The organism is Sphingopyxis terrae subsp. terrae NBRC 15098 (genome assembly GCF_001610975.1).
In the GTDB taxonomy this organism is placed as follows: Bacteria; Pseudomonadota; Alphaproteobacteria; order Sphingomonadales; family Sphingomonadaceae; genus Sphingopyxis; species Sphingopyxis terrae_A.
Window position 1 is genome coordinate 3,658,241 of record NZ_CP013342.1, and the last position, 17,473, is coordinate 3,675,713.

Annotated in this window: 17 protein-coding genes and 1 tRNA gene; 8 read left to right on the forward strand and 10 right to left on the reverse strand. The window is 64.3% G+C overall.

Going from position 1 to position 17,473, the window contains the following annotated elements; translation table 11 throughout:
- Window positions 1–1,050: a Glu/Leu/Phe/Val family dehydrogenase gene (locus tag AOA14_RS17450; protein WP_062902724.1), complete on the reverse strand. Its 1,050-nt coding sequence runs from the start codon at window positions 1,048–1,050 to the stop codon at window positions 1–3.
- 110 nt (window positions 1,051–1,160) lie between these two features.
- Window positions 1,161–1,237 (reverse strand) — tRNA-His (locus AOA14_RS17455).
- A gap of 101 nt (window positions 1,238–1,338) precedes the next feature.
- On the opposite strand from AOA14_RS17455, the gene AOA14_RS17460 reads away from it, so the two are divergent.
- Window positions 1,339–2,019, forward strand: coding sequence for a prolyl hydroxylase family protein (locus AOA14_RS17460; protein ID WP_062902725.1), 681 nt, complete (start codon window positions 1,339–1,341; stop codon window positions 2,017–2,019).
- A gap of 46 nt (window positions 2,020–2,065) precedes the next feature.
- Here the strand turns inward: AOA14_RS17460 and AOA14_RS17465 are convergent, their stop codons facing one another.
- On the reverse strand, window positions 2,066–2,806 hold the full coding sequence (locus AOA14_RS17465) for an SIMPL domain-containing protein (RefSeq protein ID WP_062902726.1): 741 nt from the start codon (window positions 2,804–2,806) through the stop codon (window positions 2,066–2,068).
- 135 nt (window positions 2,807–2,941) lie between these two features.
- Here AOA14_RS17465 and AOA14_RS17470 point away from each other — a divergent pair, with 135 nt between their 5' ends.
- Entirely contained in the window at window positions 2,942–4,723 is a 1,782-nt protein-coding gene (locus AOA14_RS17470; protein WP_062902727.1) for an ABC-F family ATP-binding cassette domain-containing protein, read from the forward strand.
- A gap of 83 nt (window positions 4,724–4,806) precedes the next feature.
- Here the strand turns inward: AOA14_RS17470 and rpsU are convergent, their stop codons facing one another.
- Window positions 4,807–5,013: a 30S ribosomal protein S21 gene (gene rpsU / locus AOA14_RS17475; RefSeq protein WP_003047635.1), complete on the reverse strand. Its 207-nt coding sequence runs from the start codon at window positions 5,011–5,013 to the stop codon at window positions 4,807–4,809.
- Between the two features lie 271 nt (window positions 5,014–5,284).
- Between rpsU and AOA14_RS17480 the strand changes: the two genes are divergently transcribed.
- The 4 genes from AOA14_RS17480 (at window position 5,285) to AOA14_RS17495 (ending at window position 9,020) form a co-directional block, all read left to right on the forward strand.
- A complete protein-coding gene (locus AOA14_RS17480) occupies window positions 5,285–6,049 on the forward strand; it encodes a class II aldolase/adducin family protein (RefSeq protein ID WP_062902728.1) in 765 nt (254 codons plus the stop codon).
- Window positions 6,050–6,076: 27 nt separating this feature from the next.
- Entirely contained in the window at window positions 6,077–6,622 is a 546-nt protein-coding gene (locus tag AOA14_RS17485; RefSeq protein ID WP_003047638.1) for a (2Fe-2S)-binding protein, read from the forward strand.
- 112 nt (window positions 6,623–6,734) lie between these two features.
- The gene (locus tag AOA14_RS17490; protein ID WP_082820071.1) at window positions 6,735–7,619 is read left to right on the forward strand and encodes an RcnB family protein; all 885 of its coding nucleotides are present in this window, start codon (window positions 6,735–6,737) and stop codon (window positions 7,617–7,619) included.
- Between the two features lie 123 nt (window positions 7,620–7,742).
- On the forward strand, window positions 7,743–9,020 hold the full coding sequence (locus AOA14_RS17495; protein WP_082819989.1) for a metal-dependent hydrolase family protein: 1,278 nt from the start codon (window positions 7,743–7,745) through the stop codon (window positions 9,018–9,020).
- 10 nt (window positions 9,021–9,030) lie between these two features.
- On the opposite strand, the gene AOA14_RS17500 is transcribed toward AOA14_RS17495, so the two are convergent.
- On the reverse strand, window positions 9,031–11,613 hold the full coding sequence (locus AOA14_RS17500; RefSeq protein ID WP_238929686.1) for an EAL domain-containing protein: 2,583 nt from the start codon (window positions 11,611–11,613) through the stop codon (window positions 9,031–9,033).
- A 211-nt stretch (window positions 11,614–11,824) separates the two neighbouring features.
- On the opposite strand from AOA14_RS17500, the gene AOA14_RS17505 reads away from it, so the two are divergent.
- Complete coding sequence (locus AOA14_RS17505; protein ID WP_062902731.1) at window positions 11,825–12,856, forward strand: fatty acid desaturase family protein; 1,032 nt, start codon at window positions 11,825–11,827, stop codon at window positions 12,854–12,856.
- Here the strand turns inward: AOA14_RS17505 and AOA14_RS17510 are convergent.
- The 5 genes from AOA14_RS17510 to AOA14_RS17530 all read right to left on the reverse strand — a co-directional run bounded on the left by AOA14_RS17510 (window position 12,835) and on the right by AOA14_RS17530 (window position 16,982).
- Complete coding sequence (locus tag AOA14_RS17510; protein ID WP_062902732.1) at window positions 12,835–13,623, reverse strand: HvfC/BufC N-terminal domain-containing protein; 789 nt, start codon at window positions 13,621–13,623, stop codon at window positions 12,835–12,837. The genes AOA14_RS17505 and AOA14_RS17510 overlap by 22 nt on opposite strands.
- On the reverse strand, window positions 13,616–14,467 hold the full coding sequence (gene bufB, locus AOA14_RS17515) for an MNIO family bufferin maturase (RefSeq protein WP_062902733.1): 852 nt from the start codon (window positions 14,465–14,467) through the stop codon (window positions 13,616–13,618). The genes AOA14_RS17510 and bufB overlap by 8 nt, the downstream gene beginning before the upstream one ends.
- A 60-nt stretch (window positions 14,468–14,527) precedes the next feature.
- Window positions 14,528–14,812 (reverse strand): BufA2 family periplasmic bufferin-type metallophore, encoded by a 285-nt coding sequence (bufA2, locus tag AOA14_RS17520; protein WP_062902734.1) that lies wholly within the window; start codon window positions 14,810–14,812, stop codon window positions 14,528–14,530.
- Between the two features lie 86 nt (window positions 14,813–14,898).
- A complete protein-coding gene (locus AOA14_RS17525) occupies window positions 14,899–15,384 on the reverse strand; it encodes an asparaginase domain-containing protein (protein WP_062902735.1) in 486 nt (161 codons plus the stop codon).
- Complete coding sequence (locus AOA14_RS17530) at window positions 15,381–16,982, reverse strand: lysine--tRNA ligase (RefSeq protein WP_062902736.1); 1,602 nt, start codon at window positions 16,980–16,982, stop codon at window positions 15,381–15,383. The genes AOA14_RS17525 and AOA14_RS17530 overlap by 4 nt, the downstream gene beginning before the upstream one ends.
- 118 nt (window positions 16,983–17,100) lie before the next feature.
- Here AOA14_RS17530 and AOA14_RS17535 point away from each other — a divergent pair, with 118 nt between their 5' ends.
- Window positions 17,101–17,469 (forward strand): PilZ domain-containing protein, encoded by a 369-nt coding sequence (locus AOA14_RS17535; protein WP_062902737.1) that lies wholly within the window; start codon window positions 17,101–17,103, stop codon window positions 17,467–17,469.
- The last annotated feature ends 4 nt before the right edge of the window (window positions 17,470–17,473 follow it).

The window sequence follows — 17,473 nt, forward strand, 5'->3', positions numbered from 1 at the left end:
TCAGCGCCGCCCGATCAGCTTTTGCGCCATATGGTCCGCCACCGTCGATGCCGGCGTGCCGCTTGCCTTGCTCTCGGCCCAGATCTCGGCGAGGCGACCCGGGATCAGGTGGATGCGGCTTTCGACCTCCTCCTGACTGCCCTGCCCCAGATATTCGAGCGCCACGTTGATGATGCCGCCGGCGTTGATCACATAATCGGGCGCGTAGACGATGCCGCGATCGTGGATGCGCTGGCCGTCGGCGGCAGTTGCGAGCTGGTTGTTCGCGCCGCCCGCGACGATCGGCACGCGCAACTTTTCGATGCTGCGTTCGGTGAGGATCGCCCCCAGCGCATTGGGACTGAGCACATCGGCTTCGATTTCCATGATCGCCGCCGAGTCGGCGAGATCGGCACCCAATTCCTCTGCCAGTGCTTTTGCGCGCGCCAGATTGACGTCGGCAAGGGTCAGCTTCGCGCCTTCGGCCGCGAGCCGCCGCGCAACGCCGCCGCCGACGCTGCCGACGCCCTGGATCGCGATCCGCACGCCCGCGGCGCTGTCGGTACCCAGCCCTTCGCGGATCGCCGCCTTGATACCCAGATAAACGCCAAGCGCGGTATAGGGACCGGGGTCGCCCCCGGCCTCGCCGCTCGCGACCGGAAGGCCGCTGACATGTTTGGTCTTCTTCGCGATCTGGACCATGTCGGCGTCGGTGATGCCGACATCTTCCGCGGTCACATAGGCGCCGCCCAGCGATTCGACCGCCCGACCGAAGGCCGCAAGCAGTTCGGGGGTCTTGGTGCCGGCTTCGTCGGCCAGGATTACGCCCTTGCCGCCGCCCATCGGCAGCCCCGCCATCGCATTCTTATAGCTCATGCCGCGCGACAGGCGTAGCGCATCGACGATCGCGGCCGACCGCTGCGGATAATGCCAGAAGCGCACTCCGCCCGCACCGGGGCCGAGGTGGGTCGAATGCACGGCGATGACCGCCGTCAGTCCGCTGTCGCGATCGCGGAACATGTGAACATGTTCATGATCGTCGAAATCGGCGAAATCCCAGACTGCGGACATGGCGTCACCCTCGCGTTAAAAAATTACGTAGGGGCGTAATAATGAAATAGCCGGCGCGAGTCACCCCCAAAGGGATCGCCACGGTTCCGATCAACGAAAAGCTTTGAAAATGGGGCGATCGACGGGACTTGAACCCGCGACCCCCGGTACCACAAACCGGTGCTCTAACCAACTGAGCTACGATCGCCATATGCCGGGCGAGACCGCCTGCGACAGCGCGCGGCGATAGGCGTGACCACCCCTTTCGTCAAGCATTGTTCGCATGGCCAACGCCGCCTAAAAGAGGCCATGTCCGGAAACGAGCATGTCGATATGGCGCTGTCGGGCGCCGACCGTACCGCCGAGCGGCTGTCGCTGCTTCCTGGCATCCGGCGCGCACCGACGACCAAGCTGCAGCAATTCATGCTGGTGGGTTTTCTCGATCCCGCAACATGCGCCGGGCTGATGGCGCAGATCGACCGCGACGTGCGCCCTTCGACGATCGCCGATCCCAATGGTGACGAAGCTTTCCGGACCAGCACGACCTGCGACCTCGATCACCGCGATCCGCTGGTGCGGGCGGTCAACGCGCGGCTGCATGATATCACCGGAATACCGCTGGATCATGGCGAGCCGCTACAGGGGCAGCGCTATGATGTGGGGCAGGAGTTCAAGGCGCATACCGACTATTTCGACCCGCACGGCGCCGACTGGGAGACCTATTGCGCGATTCCCGGACAGCGAACCTGGACGTTGATGGTCTATCTCAACCAGCCCCAGGCGGGCGGCGCGACGCGCTTTCTCGCCACGGGCAAGATGCACCAGCCTGAAACGGGCAAACTCGTCGCGTGGAACAATGTCCGCGCGGACGGAAAGCCGAACCCCGAGACGCTCCATCACGGAATGAAGGTGCGCAAGGGCCGCAAATATATCATCACCAAATGGTTCCGCGAACGCACCTGGCCATGGGCCGAGGGCGAGCTAGGCTGATCCGGCCGACCGTGCCTCGGCGTCTGCCGAGACACGGCCCAGACCTTTAGCGTACCAGCCGATACTGGAAACTCAAAGTCAACGTGTTGCCGACCTGACCCGGCTCGACCGGCGTCGATTTGGCCTCTGCGGCCATCATCTGCACGCGCGGCATGGGGACCGGCCCGCCGACAGCACCGCCTTCGCTGATCGAAACCAGCTCGGCGGCGCGATAGCCGGCCAGCTTGGCATAGTCCGCCGCCTTCGCTTCGGCAGCCTTGATCGCCGCGCCGCGAACGCCGACAAGCTGCGCATCGGGATCTTTCATCGCGAACCAGGGGCCATCGATATTGGTCCCGCCCGCCGCGACGAGCGCATCGAGCAGCGGCCCGATATCGTCGATCTTCGGCGTCGTCGCGCGCACGCTGTTGCTGACCTGATAGCCCAGGAAGCGCGGCGGCTGACCGTCGCTACGATTATTATAGTCATATTGCGGCGACAAGCTGATGCCGCTTGTCTGAATATCCTCGGCCTTGATCCCGCGCGCCTTGGCAGCGGCGATCAGCTTGTCCATCGCGGCGGCGTTCAGCCGCATTGCTTCGACTGCGGTTGGCGCGGTCGTCGTCACGCCGGCGCCCACCGTCGCCTCATCGGGCCGCGAACGGACCTCCTCGCTCACGCTGAAGCTCAGGATCGGTCCTTCCGTCGTCGCTGTCGTCACCGTCGAACCTCCCTGCTGTGCAATGGCCGGCGTCGCAGCCAGCAGCGCGATGCCGGTCGCCATGGCGGTGAACATATGCTTGGTCATATCAAACTCCTGTAGGCCGGACCCCCGGCCGATCGTGGATACCCACCCCATACGCAGGACGGAGTGGGCCCGTTCCCGCCTTTGGGCGCTCGGCGCTTGCATGACGCTGAACGCCTATGTAGCGAGCCGTTCATCATGGCAGCTCCCATTCTCTCTTACGAAGGCCTGGCCCTGGTGCAGGGCACCGGCTGGCTGTTTCAGGATCTCGACATCTACGTCGGCGCGCGCGATCGGCTTGCACTGATCGGCCGCAATGGTGCGGGCAAGACGACGCTGCTCAAGTTGCTCGCCGGACGTATCGAGCCCGACAAGGGCAAGCGGACGATTGTCCCCGGCACCCACGTCGTGCTGCTGGAGCAGGAGCCCGATTTCACGGGCTATGCGACGCTGATGGACTATGCGATCGGCGGCGCGAACCCGCCCGCCGAACATGAGGTGGCGGCGATCGCCGACCAGCTTGGCATCGAAATGGCGCGCGAAGCGGCAAGCGCCTCGGGGGGCGAGCGTCGCCGCGCCGCCATCGCGCGCGCGCTGGCGCAGAACCCCGACGTGTTGCTGCTCGACGAGCCGACCAACCACCTCGACCTAGCGGCGATCGACTGGCTCGAAGGCTGGCTGTCACGCTTCTCCGGCGCCTTCGTCGCCATCAGCCACGACCGCACCTTTCTGACGCGCCTGACGCGCCAGACCCTTTGGCTCGACCGCGGCGGCATCCGGCGCAAGGAAATCGGCTTCGGCGGCTTCGATGCGTGGATGGAGGCCATCTATGCCGAAGAAACGCGCGCCGCGGAAAAGCTCGATGCGAAGCTGAAGCTGGAGGCACACTGGCTCCAGCGCGGCGTGACCGCGCGCCGCCGCCGCAACCAGGGCCGGCTCGAAAAGCTGATCGAGATGCGGGCCACGCGCGCGGCGATGATCGGCGGCCCCGGCGTCGCCAAGCTCGGCCTCGCCAACGACGACGTCCGCTCGAAGTCGGTGATCGTCGCCGACCATATCAGCAAGCGCTTCGGCGATCGCACGATCATCAAGGACTTCGACTTTCGCGTCCAGCGCGGCGACCGCATCGGGATCGTAGGCGCCAATGGCGCGGGCAAATCGACGCTGCTGAAGCTGCTCACTGGCGAAATCGAACCCGACAAGGGCAAGGTCACCCTCGCCCCGACGCTCGATGGCATCGTCATCGATCAGCAGCGCAGCCTGCTGTCGCCCGAAAAGACCGTGCGCGACATCCTCGCGGACGGCGGCGACTGGGTCGAGGTGCGCGGCGTGAAGAAGCATGTCCAGGGTTACCTCAAGGACTTCCTCTTCCATCCTTCGGTTGCCGAGGCCAGCGTCGCCGCGCTTTCGGGCGGCGAACGCTCGCGGCTTCTGCTCGCGCGCGAATTCGCGCGCGAATCGAACCTGCTCGTCCTCGACGAACCGACCAACGATCTGGACCTCGAAACGCTCGACCTCTTGCAGGAGGTCATCGCCGACTATGCGGGAACCGTGCTGTTGGTCAGCCACGATCGCGACTTCCTCGACCGCACCGTGACGGTCACCCTCGGCCTCGACGGATCCGGCAAGGTCGATATCGTCGCGGGCGGCTATGCCGACTGGGAAGCCAAGCGCAGCAAGCCCTCGTCGGCGAAAGCCAAGGCGGCCGGCGCCGATACCGCGCCGCCCCCACCGCCCCAGGCACGCCGGAAACTCTCCTACAAGGACCAGCGCGACTATGACCTGCTTCCGGGCCGTATCGAGGAGATTGAGAAGGAGATGGCCGGCATCGAAACCGAATTGTCCGACGGCAGCCTGTTCACGCGCGACAATGCGCGTTTCAGCGCCCTGACCGCAAAGCTCGACGCGTTGCGCTCGGAAAAAGCCGCAGCCGAGGATCGCTGGCTAGCGCTGGCCGAAGAAGTCGACGCGCTGGGATAAGTCCTGCACCACAGGCAAAGAAAAAGGGCACCGCGTTGCCGCGGCGCCCTTCTACGAAACAGGATTTCGTATCGAAGACGGTCTTACTTGATACCGTCGCGTTCCATCCGCTTGCGCTCCATCTTGCGGGCGCGGCGGACGGCGGCGGCGCGTTCGCGCGCACGCTTTTCGCTCGGCTTTTCGTAGTGACGGCGCAGCTTCATTTCGCGATACACGCCTTCCCGCTGCAGCTTCTTCTTGAGCGCGCGGAGGGCCTGGTCGACATTATTGTCGCGAACGATGATCTGCATACGCCGTGTCGTCTCCTGTTCGTCAGACGGCCGAGGCTTCCGGCGGAAATCCGGGTTGCCATAGGTCGCCGATATTCGGGCAATAAAAAGAGCGTCGCAAAGGCGCGACGTTCCGTTGGGGCGGCCACTAGAGAGATTCGCGCCAAAATGCAAGCCCCCACGCGGCAAATCGTCGCTCTTCCGCGCGCGGATGCCCGCCGCCGCCATTGCGCGCGCCCGCTCGCCTGTGGCATAGGTAGCAAGACGAAACCGACAGGAAGAGGATCGCCCGATGGCAACCCAGCTCAAGCGCAACAGCAAATATAGCGAAGCCGAATGGACGGCGCGGCTCGAACTCGCCGCCTGCTACCGAATTTTCGCGATGATGGGCTGGGACGAAATGATCTTCAACCACATTACGGTGAAGGTGCCGGACGAGGACGGCAGCTACCTCATCAACCCCTATGGCATGCACTTCAGCGAAGTGACTGCGTCGAGCCTGATCAAGATCGACATCGACGGCAACAAGGTCGACGTGGATAATCCGTGGCACGTCAACAAGGCGGGCTTCGTCCAGCACAGCCTGTTCCACCGCGTGCTGCCCGACGCCCATGCGATCATCCACACCCACACGACCGCGACAACGGCGGTCTGTTCGCTCGAGGGTGGGCTCCAGCCTGTGAACTTCTATGCCTGCAATTTCATGGGCCAGCTTGGCTATCATGATTTCGAGGGTGTGACGGTGCGCGAGGAAGAGGGCGAACGCCTCGTCGAAAATCTGGGCGACAAGCGCATCCTGATGCTGAAGAATCACGGTCCCGTCGTGATGGGCAAGACGCTGACCGACGCCTTCATCAAATATTGGGCGCTCCAGCGCGCCTGCGAAATCCAGCTCGCAACGATGAGCATGGGCAAGCCGATCACCGTCCCCGAAGACGTGATCAAGGTCCATCAGCGCGACCTATACATGGCCGCAATTCCCGGCCAGTCGGGCAAGGCCGAATTCGACGCGATGGTGCGCAAGGTCGACAAGATCGACACGAGCTGGCGTGACTAATCACCGCGTTCGGCTAAGACGGGCGGCATGACAAAATTCTCGGTCAACGACCGCCCGGTCGAATATCGCATGGATCCCGAAACGCCCCTGCTCTGGGCGCTGCGCGATGCGTCGAACCTGACCGGGACCAAATATGGCTGCGGCACCGGCGACTGCGGCGCCTGCACCGTCGATATCGACGGTGAGGCCATCCGCAGTTGCCTTGTGACCATTGCCGAATGCGAAGGCCGTTTCGTCACCACGATCGAGGGATTGTCACGCGACCGCAGTCACCCGGTCCAGCAAAGCTGGGTCGCCGAACAGGTGCCGCAGTGCGGCTTTTGCCAGTCTGGGATGATCATGACGGCCGCCGCGTTGCTGCGCAAGAACAGCAACCCCAGCGACGCCGAAATCGACGCCGCGATGACGGGCATTTGCCGCTGCGGCAGCTACCCCCGCATGCGCGAAGCGATCCGCCGCGCCGGCCGGGTGATCCGGGGTGAGGAGCGCATCGCCGCCGCACCGCCGCCGGGCATCCGGCCCGACGACGCTGCTCGCGCCGTCCCGGCGCTGCGCCCGGCGGAGGGAAACTGAACGACAGGCAACAGTCCGGTTCAGCGCTCACTCATCTGATCGGCGGTAATTTCCGATTCATCATCCCGATCGGCCGGGTGCCGCATGGGACATGGATCTGGAGTGTGCCGAAATGAAGAAGACATTCGGAGGATTGCTGATCGCAGCGACGATCCTCACCCCCATCGCGCCCGCCGCCGCTCAGGCGAATGGCGAGCGCATTCAGATTGCCCAGCGCGGCGATCGCGGCGACCAGCGCGGCGATCGCGGTGACCACCGCGGCTCGCGTGGGACCGATGGCCGCCGTGGCGACTGGAACGGCGGCAATCGCGGCCAGAACCGGACCGCCCAGCCCGCACCGCAACCGCAGGCCCAGCCGCAGCAGCGCAATTACCGCACTGACCGGCGCGCGCCGCAGGGGCAGCAGTGGCAGGGACAGCGCAACGATACGCAGCGCGAGCAGCAATGGCAGGGTCAGCGCGGCGAAAGTCAGCGCCAGCAATGGCAAGGCCAGCGCGGCAACACGAGCGACCGCAGCCGAGATCGCAGCGGCCAGCCCGACCGCCGTTTCTATCGTCAGGACAATGACCGGAACGACCGGCGTTACGACCGCAACGATAATCGGCGCTATGACCGGAACGACAACCGCCGGTACGATAACAACCGGCGCTATGATAACGACCGTCGTTACGACAATCGGCGCGGCAGCAACTGGAACCGCGACTGGCGCAGCGACCGTCGCTACGACTGGCGCGGGTATCGCGACCGCAACCGGAGCTATTACCGGATGCCGCGCTATTACAACCCGTACCGGGGCCGCAATTACACGCGCTTCAGCATCGGTTTTTCGCTGGGTTCGCTCTTCTACAGCCAGCGCTACTGGATCAACGATCCCGGCTATTATCGCCTGCCGCCCGCTTACGGTCCCTATCGCTGGGTGCGCTATTATGACGATGCGCTGCTCGTGAACACCTACACGGGCCAGGTGGTCGATGTGATCTACGACTTCTTCTGGTAATATTCCTTTCGGTTATCAGAAGCCAAACTGAAGGGCCGGTTCGTCCGGCCCTTCTTTTATGCACCCTCCCCTTGCCCTCGCGCTCCGGCCGCGCCACGGTGGGCGAAAGACAGGGGAGATATCATGCTGAAGAAAAGCCTGCTCGCCGCCGCAGCGGTTGCCGCCATGCTGGGCGGCGTTGCCGCCGAAGCCAAGACGACGCTCGTATATGCCGCGCGCGTCATCACCGATCCCGACAAGCCCGCGCTTGGCCCGTCGACCGTGACCGTCACCGATGGCCGGATCATGACGATCGAGCCGGGCCGAGCCGCCGCTCCGGCAGGTACCGAATTCATCGATCTCGGCGACAAGACGCTGCTTCCCGGCCTGATCGACCTCCACGTTCATCTGACCGGCGATCCGGGAGGTGATTTCCGCAACGAAGCGGTCGATCCCGACGAATGGGGCGTTGTCGTCGGCGTCAAAAATGCCGCGATCACGCTGCGCGCCGGCTTCACCACGGTGCGTGAGGCGGGGTCGGGGCAATATACCGCCTTCTCGCTGCGCCGCGGTACCGCCGAAGGGTTGATTGAAGGGCCGCGGATCATAGCCGCCGGTGTGCCCTTGTCGATCATCGGCGGCCATGGCGACGTCACTGGCTTCCGCGAAGATGTCCACGCCATACTCGATCAGGGCTATACCTGCACGGGCGCCGTGGAATGCGCCGAAAAGGTGCGCAAGGCATCGCGCGCCGGCGCCGATGTCATCAAGATCACCGCGACCGGTGGCGTCCTGTCGCAGCAGGGCCGCGGCCTCGGTGCGCATTTCTCGAATGATGAACTCGTCAGCATCGCCGATACCGCCCATTCGCTGGGCCTCAAGGTCATGGCGCATGCGCATGGCGAGCGGGGGATCGAGGCCGCCGCCGCCGCCGGGATCGACAGCATCGAACATGGCACCTTCGCCGATGATGCCGCGCTCAAGGTCATGAAGGCCAAGGGCACCTATCTCGTCCCGACCCTCATGGCGTTCGAGGGCGTGCGCGAACGGCTCGGCAAGGGCATCTACACCCCCACTGTCGAGGAAAAGGTCCGCATGACGCTCGGCCGCGTGGGTCAGGCCGTGACGCGGGCAAAGGCGCTGGGCGTGCCGATCGCGTTCGGCACCGACGCCGGTGTGTTCGAACATGGCCGCAACGCTGGCGAGTTCGCGCTGCTCGTCAAGGCGGGACTGACCCCGCGCGAGGCGTTGGCGAGCGCGACGACCACCGCCGCCCGGTTGCTGTCGATGGAAAACGAGATCGGCCGCATCGCACCGGGCATGTCTGCCGACATGATCGCGGTCGATGGCGATCCGCTCGGCGATGTGACGACCCTCGAACATGTGCGCTGGGTCATGGCGCGCGGGCGTATCGCCGACTGACGACAGGAGATCAGGCGGCGCGGTCGATCCGCCCGCCTGTCCGGCGTTCCTTCGCCCCGGCGCCGCCGACCAGCGCGCCGATGTCGACCATTTGTGCAAAACGGACGCCGACGCGGTTCCCGTCGGACCAGCGCGCTTCGGCGTCCATCACCACATCAGCGCCGAATTCGATCAGCAGCGACGTTCCTGCGGGGACATTCCACAAACCTTCAATCAGCGCGCCGCGCGACGACAGATTGCGCACAATCGCTTCATAGCGATAGCCGCCGCTCGCGATCTGGATCGTCCGGAAGGTCCGCATCCGCGCTTCGCGCGCGCTCTTGTAACCCTGCGCGACCGCCTTGCCATTGCCGTCGGCAAGCAAAGCCAGCACTTCCTCGACGGTCATCGGCTTGCCGTAGATATAGCCTTGGACATGGCTGCAGCCGAGGCCGCGGATCAGCGCCAGATCGTCGTGCGTTTCAACCCCCTCGGCGGTGGTTTCCATCTTGAGCGCCGTCGCCAATCCGACGATCGACGAAATGATCGCGGCATTCATGCTGCTGGGATCGGCCGCGCCGAGCACGAAGCTCTGGTCGATCTTGATCTTGTCGAACGGCGCCTTCTTCAGATAGCCGAGCGCCGAGTAGCCGGTGCCGAAATCGTCGAGGGCTAGCCGCACCCCGGTACGCTTCAACCGTTGGAACATCTCCAGATTTTCGGGACTTTCGTCGAGGAAGACACCTTCGGTAATTTCCAGCTCGAGCTGATCGGGACGAATACCCGCGGCCGCGACAGCGCTGAGGATCGTCGCGGGCAATTTTTCATTGGCAAACTGTCGCGGCGACACATTGACGGCAACGCGATACTCCTGCCCCAATCGCGCGATCGTGGCGCAGGCGGTGCGGATGATCCATTCGCCGATCGGGACAATCAGGTTCGATTCTTCGGCGATCGGAATGAACTTCGAGGGGCTGATGACTGCATCGCCGCCCTGTTGCCAGCGGATCAGCGCCTCGAAGCCGCTGATGCGTTCGCTGCAGACATTGACGATCGGCTGGTACAGCAGCTTCAGTTCGTCCTTCGCCAGCGCATCGCGCAACGCATCTTCTATCGCCTTGCGTTCGCTTGCCTGGTTATGCATCGCGTCGGCATAGAAGCGATAAACCCCGCGCCCGGCGTCCTTCGCCGCATAGAGCGCAAGATCGGCGTTGCGCACCACCGCCGACGAGCCGATCCCGTCGCTTTCCGAAATGGCGATGCCGATCGACGATCCGATGCGGATGCGCTCGCCCTCAATCAGAAAGGGCTTGGCAAGGCTCAGGATGATCGCATTGGCGATCCCCGCGAGCTTTTCGACCTGGGTGATCTGGGGCAGCACGATCTGGAACTCGTCGCCGCCCAGTCGTCCCACCTGCCCTTTGTCGCCGACGACCTGCGTCAGCCGCGCCGCGACCTGTTGCAGCAATTGGTCGCCGACCGGATGCCCCATCGTGTCGTTGACCGCCTTGAACCGGTCGAGGTCCATCAGCAGAAGCGCGCAGGGCTGCGCCTGCCCGAGATGATTCTTGAGCGCGCGCTCGAGCAGATCGGTGATGTGCAGGCGGTTCGCGAGGCCGGTTAGCGTATCGTACCGCGCGAGCTGATTGATCTGCTGTTCGGACTTGCGCTTTTCGGTGAGGTCGGTGCCGCTGCCGCGAAAGCCCTGAAAATTGCCGAGCGCGTTCGAAATCGGATGGCCTGAAATCGACCACCAGCGCTCCTCGCCCGCGACCGCTGCCTGGACCGTCAGGTCGTTGAACGGCGTCCGCGACGACAGGCTGAAGCCCAGCGTGCGCTCCTCGCTCTCGTCGGCGCCGCCGCGCTTGCGGATCATGTCGGTAAACGGGCGCCCGAGCAGATCTTCGGCCGGCCGATCGAGCTTCGCCGCGACGGTCGGCGAAATATAGACGAGGTCGCCGTTGCGGTCGGTTTCCCAGAACCAGCCGCGTCCGGCACGCTCGAAGTCGCGCATCAGCCCAAGCGCCCGCTGCTGCTCGCTTCCCGACTGGCGTCGCACGCGCGTCGCGCGCCGCTGATGCCGGACATCCTCGCGCATCATCACGACCAGCATTCCCAGGAAGATGATACCCGCAATCCCGAACGGCCAGGACGCGATACCGACCGCGCCGCCGATCGCGGTGCCGCCGGCAAAGGCAAAGAAGGCGGGACGCACAATCGCCGCCGCGGCCGCGGCTACGAGGACGGTACCAAGCCGGATTGCCGAAAAGGCATCGAGGTGGGACAGCGCGTCAGGTGTCGCGAGCGCTGCGAAGGTGCCGATGGAAACGAAGAATGTTCCTGCGCCGACCAGCGCAAGCGAGGCGGCGGCAAGCGTCGGCAGCCATTCGGTCCGGTGCGGCCAGCGCAAGCGCGAGCATTGCCCGATCACGGTAAGCGCGACATCGCACAGCAGTCCAGCCACCAATGTGGCCCATTGCAGCGGATGCGATAGGAAGCCCGACAGGCCGGGGACGAAAGCGAAAGCGAAGAAGGCCACGGTCCGGCCGATCAGCACATAGTGCCACAGCTGCGCGACGCGCATCATGCGCCCCACGAATTCGGGGGTCTGCAACAGCGATTCGTTGTCGGATGACCCGCCGCTTGCGCCCCGGCTGATGCTGTGCCTAACCCCCAATGTGTTTGCCAATCCCGCTATCTGGTTCCGCCAGCCGCTCTGTCGCCGACGGGGTTTCCAAATCCTTACCGCGGACGGATCGTTAACCCCATTGCTGTGCCAAAATGGAAGGGGTTGGGTTTCGCTTCGCAACGGGTTACACCGGGACATGCCCGCCGTCCGCCTCTTGCCGCCCGATCGCTTTTTCGACCGCCAGCAGTGGGCGGCGATCACCAAGCCCTCCGCCTGGTGCGGTATCTGGCTCGTCGCGCACGGCTGGATCGTCAGCGTCGCTGCCATCGGCCTGGCGGCGTGGAGCGGCAATCCCCTGGCCTGGCTGCTCGCCATCATCATTGTCGGCGGACGCCAGCTCGGCTTTGCGATCCTGATGCACGACGCCGCGCACGGCGCGCTGCACCCCGATCGCAAGATCAACAATTTTCTGGGGCAGTGGCTCACCGGAGCCGCGGTGGGGTCCGATCTGATCGCCTATCGCACCTATCATCTCCAGCACCACAAATACACGCAGCAGGCCGAAGACCCCGACCTTGCGCTGTCCAAGCCATTCCCGACCACCCGCGCCAGTCTGATACGCAAGATCATCCGCGACCTGACCGGACAGACATTTTTCAAACAACGCGTCGCCCAGTTCCGCTTCGCGCTCGTCGGATTGAAGGCGATGCTCCGCGGCGAAAGGGCGGAGAAAAGAGGCGCGAGCACCAAGGCTGGAACGCCGTTCAACAAGCAATCCGACGACGGCGTAACATCGCCCATGATCGATCTTGCCGGCGCGATGACGATCACACGGTCCGTCGGCCGCTTTCTACTCGTTCAAGCCATACTGCTCGCGGCGTCGCTGCTGCTCTACGGCTGGACGCCCTATCTGCTCTGGCTTGCCGGACTGGCGACGACGTTTCAGCTCTATCTGCGCATCCGTAACATCGCCGAGCATGCCTGCACCGCGACGGGAAGCGACGATCCCTTCAGCCACGCGCGCACGACGCACGCCGGCTGGCTGGCGCGCGCGACGGTTGCGCCCTATTGGGTGAATTATCATGCCGAGCATCACCTCTTCATGGGCGTGCCCTGCTATCGCCTTCCGCAAGTCCATGCCGCGCTCGGCCGCGCCGGCAAGCATGATGCGATGACGATCGCGCCGAATTACGCTGCGGTACTGCGTCAAGTTACCGCTGCGGCCTGATCGGCCAGTATCAGCACGCCGTCGGCAAGCCACCGGGCGAGCAGCGCGGCCAGCGTTTCCATCGCGGTCGCCTCCCCAACTTCGTCCACTATATGCGCGCTGATATCCGCGAAACTGGCGCCGCGCCCGATCCGCACCAGCGCAGCCGCCTCAACCCCGGCAAGGCTGCGAAACTGCGGCTGCAGCCCGCTGCGCCACACCAGCACATCGACAGGCGGGTCAAGGACCGCGAGCGCCGGAGGGGCTTCGCCGGCGCCGAGGGCGCTCCACAGGGCGGCGCTGTTATGGTGCATGGTGAGCAGCCGCGCCGAGGGATGCAGCGCTAGGCCGGCCCCGATCCATCCGTCGCCGAGCACGCCGATCGCGCCGGCATCGAGCGGCGATGCGTCGAGCGCGTCGAAGGCGTGGCGCAGGGCCCAGTCCAGCCGGGCAAGTTCGGCCAATTCGCCGTCTTCCGGAAAATGATGCGCGATAAAGCCGGGCAGCGCGGCGCCGTAATAGCGCAGATTTCGGGTCGTCGACGGGTGCGCCTTTACATAGGCGTCGGCGATATGGCCAAATTGCGCATCGCCCAGATAGGCATGCAGCCGCTCGAAATGATCGGCGAGGACGCCGGTCAGGCTCACGCGGTAATTGTTGCGATAAATGCCGATCCGGCGGGCCGCGCCGACGCGCGCGTCATCGACAATCAGGGCTTCGGCATCCGCATCCTCGCCCATGATCGCGGCGAGAAAGCGTTGCTGGATGGCGTGCAGTGCGTCAGCCACCGACCGGCTCCAGCGCCGCCTGCGCCAGCTTGCGGGCCCGTTCGAGTTCGGACAACAACGCCGCCAGCGGCGGAATGTCGTCATCGCGTTCGATCATCGTCGCGACGGGGCCGACCATCGCAATGGCGCGGGCGTAAAGATCCCATACCGCATCGCATACCGCTGCATCGTGCGTGTCGATGACATAATCGCCCATGTCGCTGTGGCCCGCGAGATGGATTTGCTGGATACGCCCGGCGGGCAAGCCGCTCAGATAGTCCAGCGGATCGAAGCCATGGTTACGCGCGCTGACGTAGATGTTGTTGACGTCGAGCAGCAGCAGGCAGTCGGCGCGTTCCGCCATTTCAGCCAGAAAATCCCATTCGCTGCGATCGGAGGCGCGAAAGCTGACATAGCTCGACGGATTTTCGATCAGGATCCGCCGCCCCAGATAATCCTGCACGCGGCCGATATTGTCGACGACGCACTGCAATGTCGGTGCATCATAAGGCAGCGGAAGCAGATCATGGCTGTTATGCGCGTTGATCCCGGTCCAGCACAGATGATCCGAAATCCAAAGCGGATCGACCCGATCGGCGAGCGCTTTCAGCGCTGACAGATAGATGTGGTCGAGCGGCTCGTCGGACCCGATCGACAGCGACACACCGTGCATGACGATCGGATAATCGGCGCGAATCCGGTCGAGCGTCGCCATCGGGCGTCCGCCCGGCACCATATAATTTTCCGATATGATCTCCAGCCACTCGACCGGTTGGCGCCGCGCCAGGAAATCGGGATAGTGGGCGGGGCGCAGTCCCAGACCAAAGCCGGGCGAAGGGATCGCGATCTGCTGATCTTGAGACATGACCGGGCTCGGTTATTCCCTCCCGCACGGAGCCGGAGCGCCGCGCGGGAGGGAATGGCATCAGCCGACGTCGCCGATGACGCCGCCGCCGGTCAGGCACTTGGCGGCGGCCATGGCCTTGAAACCATGGCCCTTGCATTCATTCTGACCCTTGCATTCGTTGGCCGAGGTCTTGCAGTCGGCCGTACCCTTGCAGCTGTTGACGCCATAGCAATGCACGGTGTCCTTGGCGCCGACCGCGGCGCCCGAGCTGCCGGCAGGCGCCGGAGCGGCCAAAGCGGCGCCGGCGAGCGCGAGGGCGGTGGCCGAAGCGGCGATGGCAGCGGCGAATTTCGTGTTGGTCATACTATTCTCCGAAGACGGGATGGAGGGACAATATGTCCGTCCATGCTCCTATATTCGGAGACGCGCGCGCGAGGTTACAGCCGGCGCTATTCGCCCGCCGCGACGAAACGCCCGCCCGCGCGGTCCTTCACCGTGGTCTCGGGATCGAAGATCATGCCGTTCATCGCGACATAGACGCCGGGCGGCAGCGTCTGCACTGCCGCCAGCGCAAAGCCCACATTGAACTCGGCGGCGCTTGCCCGCACCGATGCGGGCTGCATCGCGCCGGTCAGCACAATCGTCTTGCCCGCGATTCCCGCCAGCGCCCGGCCGGTCACGACCATCGTGTCGGTGCCATGCGTGACGAGAACATGTGCCGAATCGCTCGCGGCGACCGCAGCGCGTATCGCCTCGCGGTCGGCATCGGTGAGTTCCAGGCTATCCTTGCGCATCAACTGGGTGACGCGGTGGGGCACATGGACATTATTCTCTCGCAGCATGTCGGGGATCGCCGCCGGGCCGATCTGGAACTCTGACAGCGCGTCGAAATAGACTTTGTCGATCGTCCCGCCGGTGGTGAAGATGTCGATCATGCCAAGGCTTCCGCAATCAGGCGCCGCGTGTTGTCGATCCCGAACAGCGCGATGAAGCTGCCCATGCGCGGACCTGCGCTCGACCCGAGCAGCGTTTCATAAAGCGCCTTGAACCAATCGCGCAGATTTTCAAAGCCATAGGCTTCGTTCTTGCCGATCTCATAGACGATATTCTGGATATCGTCGGCCGACGCATCGGCAGGAAGCGCCGCGAGCCGCCCGTCGAGTTCCTTGAGCGCAGCGCCCTCGCCCCCCACGGGCTTGCGGCGCTTCAGCGTCGGGGCGACATAGTCGCGATTGTACGTTATCGCATTGTCGATCAGCCGGTCGAGTTCGGGCCAGGTCGCCGCGTCGGCGCCCGCGACATATTGACCGAGGTAGCGCCAGATCTGGTCCTTCGCCGCATCGGCGCCCATCACGGCGACAAGGTTGAGCAGCAGCCCGAAGGTCACCGGCAGCACCGCGTCGGGCACATCTTGGCCGCGCGCGACATGGACGTGATGCACGGGGTTACCCAGCTTCTTGTCGGGTTCCTGCGCCGGATAGCTTCCGCGCATCTGCAGATATTCGTCGACCGCCTTCGGGATGACGCCGATATGAAGCTGCTTCGCCGCCTTGGGCTCGCGATAGGCATAGAAAGCCAGGCTCTCTTCGCTGCCATAGCTCAGCCATTGTTCGATCGACAGGCCATTGCCCTTCGACTTCGAAATCTTCTCGCCCTTTTCGTCGAGGAACATTTCGTATATCAGCCCCTCGGGCTTGCGTCCGCCTAGCGCCTTGGCGATCTTGCCCGACTGGATGCCGCTGTCAGTCAGATCCTTGCCATACATCTCGTAATCGACGCCGAGCGCGACCCAGCGCATCGCCCAGTCGACCTTCCACTGCAGCTTGGCACCGCCCGACAGGATGCTGTGGGTGATCGTCTCGCCCTCATCCTCGAACGATACGAGCCCCGCATCGGGATCAACAACCGTCACCGGCACCTGCAGCACGATCCCCGACTTGGGACTCACCGGCAGAATCGGCGAATAGGTCGCGGCGCGCTCGGCACGCAGCGTCGGCAGCATGATGTCGAGAATATCCTGATTGTGGCGCAGGACATTCTTCAAAGCATCGTCGAACGCGCCCGACCGATAGCGTTCGGTCGAGCTGACGAATTCATATTCGAAGCCGAAGCGGTCGAGAAATTCGCGCAGCATCGCATTGTTGTGATGCGCAAAACTCTCATACTTGCCGAAAGGATCGGGAATCGCGGTGAGCGGCCGACCCAGATGCTCGCGCAGCATGTCGCCGTTCGGCACATTGTCGGGAACCTTGCGCAGCCCGTCCATATCGTCGCTGAACGCCACGAGGCGCGTCGGCGCGCCGCCCGTCAGCGTTTCATAAGCGCGCCGCACCATCGTTGTGCGCAGCACTTCGTTGAAGGTGCCGATGTGCGGCAGGCCCGACGGACCATAGCCGGTTTCGAACAGCACCGGCGCGCCGCCCGGCTTGCCGTCGGGATAGCGTTTGATGAGCTTGCGCGCTTCCTCGAACGGCCAGGCCTTGGACGTTTGCGCGGGCTCGCGCAGCGAAGGATAAAGGTGCAAGTCGGTCATCGGGCGCCCATAGCGGCAAGCGCCCCCGAATCGAAAGGCAAAATTGTCCGCACACCGCAAAGGAACCGCGCCAGACATGGTTACGCCAAATTAACCACGTCCGTCCTAGCCTCGGGCCATGACGAGTCCCCACACTCCCATCACCCGCGCTCACAAGCGCACCCCGGTCACGATCGAGGTGGTCGTCAACGGCGTGCTCAACCAGATCGAAGGGCGCATCTGCGACCTTTCGGAAGGCGGCGCCCGCATCGACGGCGCGAGCATGCCGGCGCGATCCCGCTGCGAAATCCACTATGGGGGCCAGGTCGTCTATGCGATCGTCATGTGGTCGGAATTCGACCGCATGGGCGTGCGCTTTCCCTACGAGCTGTCGCACGGACCGCTGTTCAACGCACTCGAACGCGCGCGCGGCGCCGCCAGCGCGCATCCTGCGCAGATATTTCTGTCCAACCGCAGCGCAGGTTTCGGACGGCGCGGGCTGAGCTGAGCGA

Coding starts and splice junctions, on each gene's coding strand:
- AOA14_RS17470 (WP_062902727.1), top strand. CDS start 2,942: ATGGCAGCTCCCATTCTCTCTTACGAAGGCCTGGCCCTGGTGCAGGGC.
- rpsU (WP_003047635.1), bottom strand. CDS start 5,013: ATGCAGATCATCGTTCGCGACAATAATGTCGACCAGGCCCTCCGCGCG.
- AOA14_RS17495 (WP_082819989.1), top strand. CDS start 7,743: ATGCTGAAGAAAAGCCTGCTCGCCGCCGCAGCGGTTGCCGCCATGCTG.
- AOA14_RS17490 (WP_082820071.1), top strand. CDS start 6,735: ATGAAGAAGACATTCGGAGGATTGCTGATCGCAGCGACGATCCTCACC.
- AOA14_RS17505 (WP_062902731.1), top strand. CDS start 11,825: ATGCCCGCCGTCCGCCTCTTGCCGCCCGATCGCTTTTTCGACCGCCAG.
- AOA14_RS17525 (WP_062902735.1), bottom strand. CDS start 15,384: ATGATCGACATCTTCACCACCGGCGGGACGATCGACAAAGTCTATTTC.
- bufB (WP_062902733.1), bottom strand. CDS start 14,467: ATGTCTCAAGATCAGCAGATCGCGATCCCTTCGCCCGGCTTTGGTCTG.
- AOA14_RS17530 (WP_062902736.1), bottom strand. CDS start 16,982: ATGACCGACTTGCACCTTTATCCTTCGCTGCGCGAGCCCGCGCAAACG.
- AOA14_RS17535 (WP_062902737.1), top strand. CDS start 17,101: ATGACGAGTCCCCACACTCCCATCACCCGCGCTCACAAGCGCACCCCG.
- AOA14_RS17450 (WP_062902724.1), bottom strand. CDS start 1,050: ATGTCCGCAGTCTGGGATTTCGCCGATTTCGACGATCATGAACATGTT.
- AOA14_RS17460 (WP_062902725.1), top strand. CDS start 1,339: ATGTCCGGAAACGAGCATGTCGATATGGCGCTGTCGGGCGCCGACCGT.
- AOA14_RS17465 (WP_062902726.1), bottom strand. CDS start 2,806: ATGACCAAGCATATGTTCACCGCCATGGCGACCGGCATCGCGCTGCTG.
- AOA14_RS17480 (WP_062902728.1), top strand. CDS start 5,285: ATGGCAACCCAGCTCAAGCGCAACAGCAAATATAGCGAAGCCGAATGG.
- bufA2 (WP_062902734.1), bottom strand. CDS start 14,812: ATGACCAACACGAAATTCGCCGCTGCCATCGCCGCTTCGGCCACCGCC.
- AOA14_RS17485 (WP_003047638.1), top strand. CDS start 6,077: ATGACAAAATTCTCGGTCAACGACCGCCCGGTCGAATATCGCATGGAT.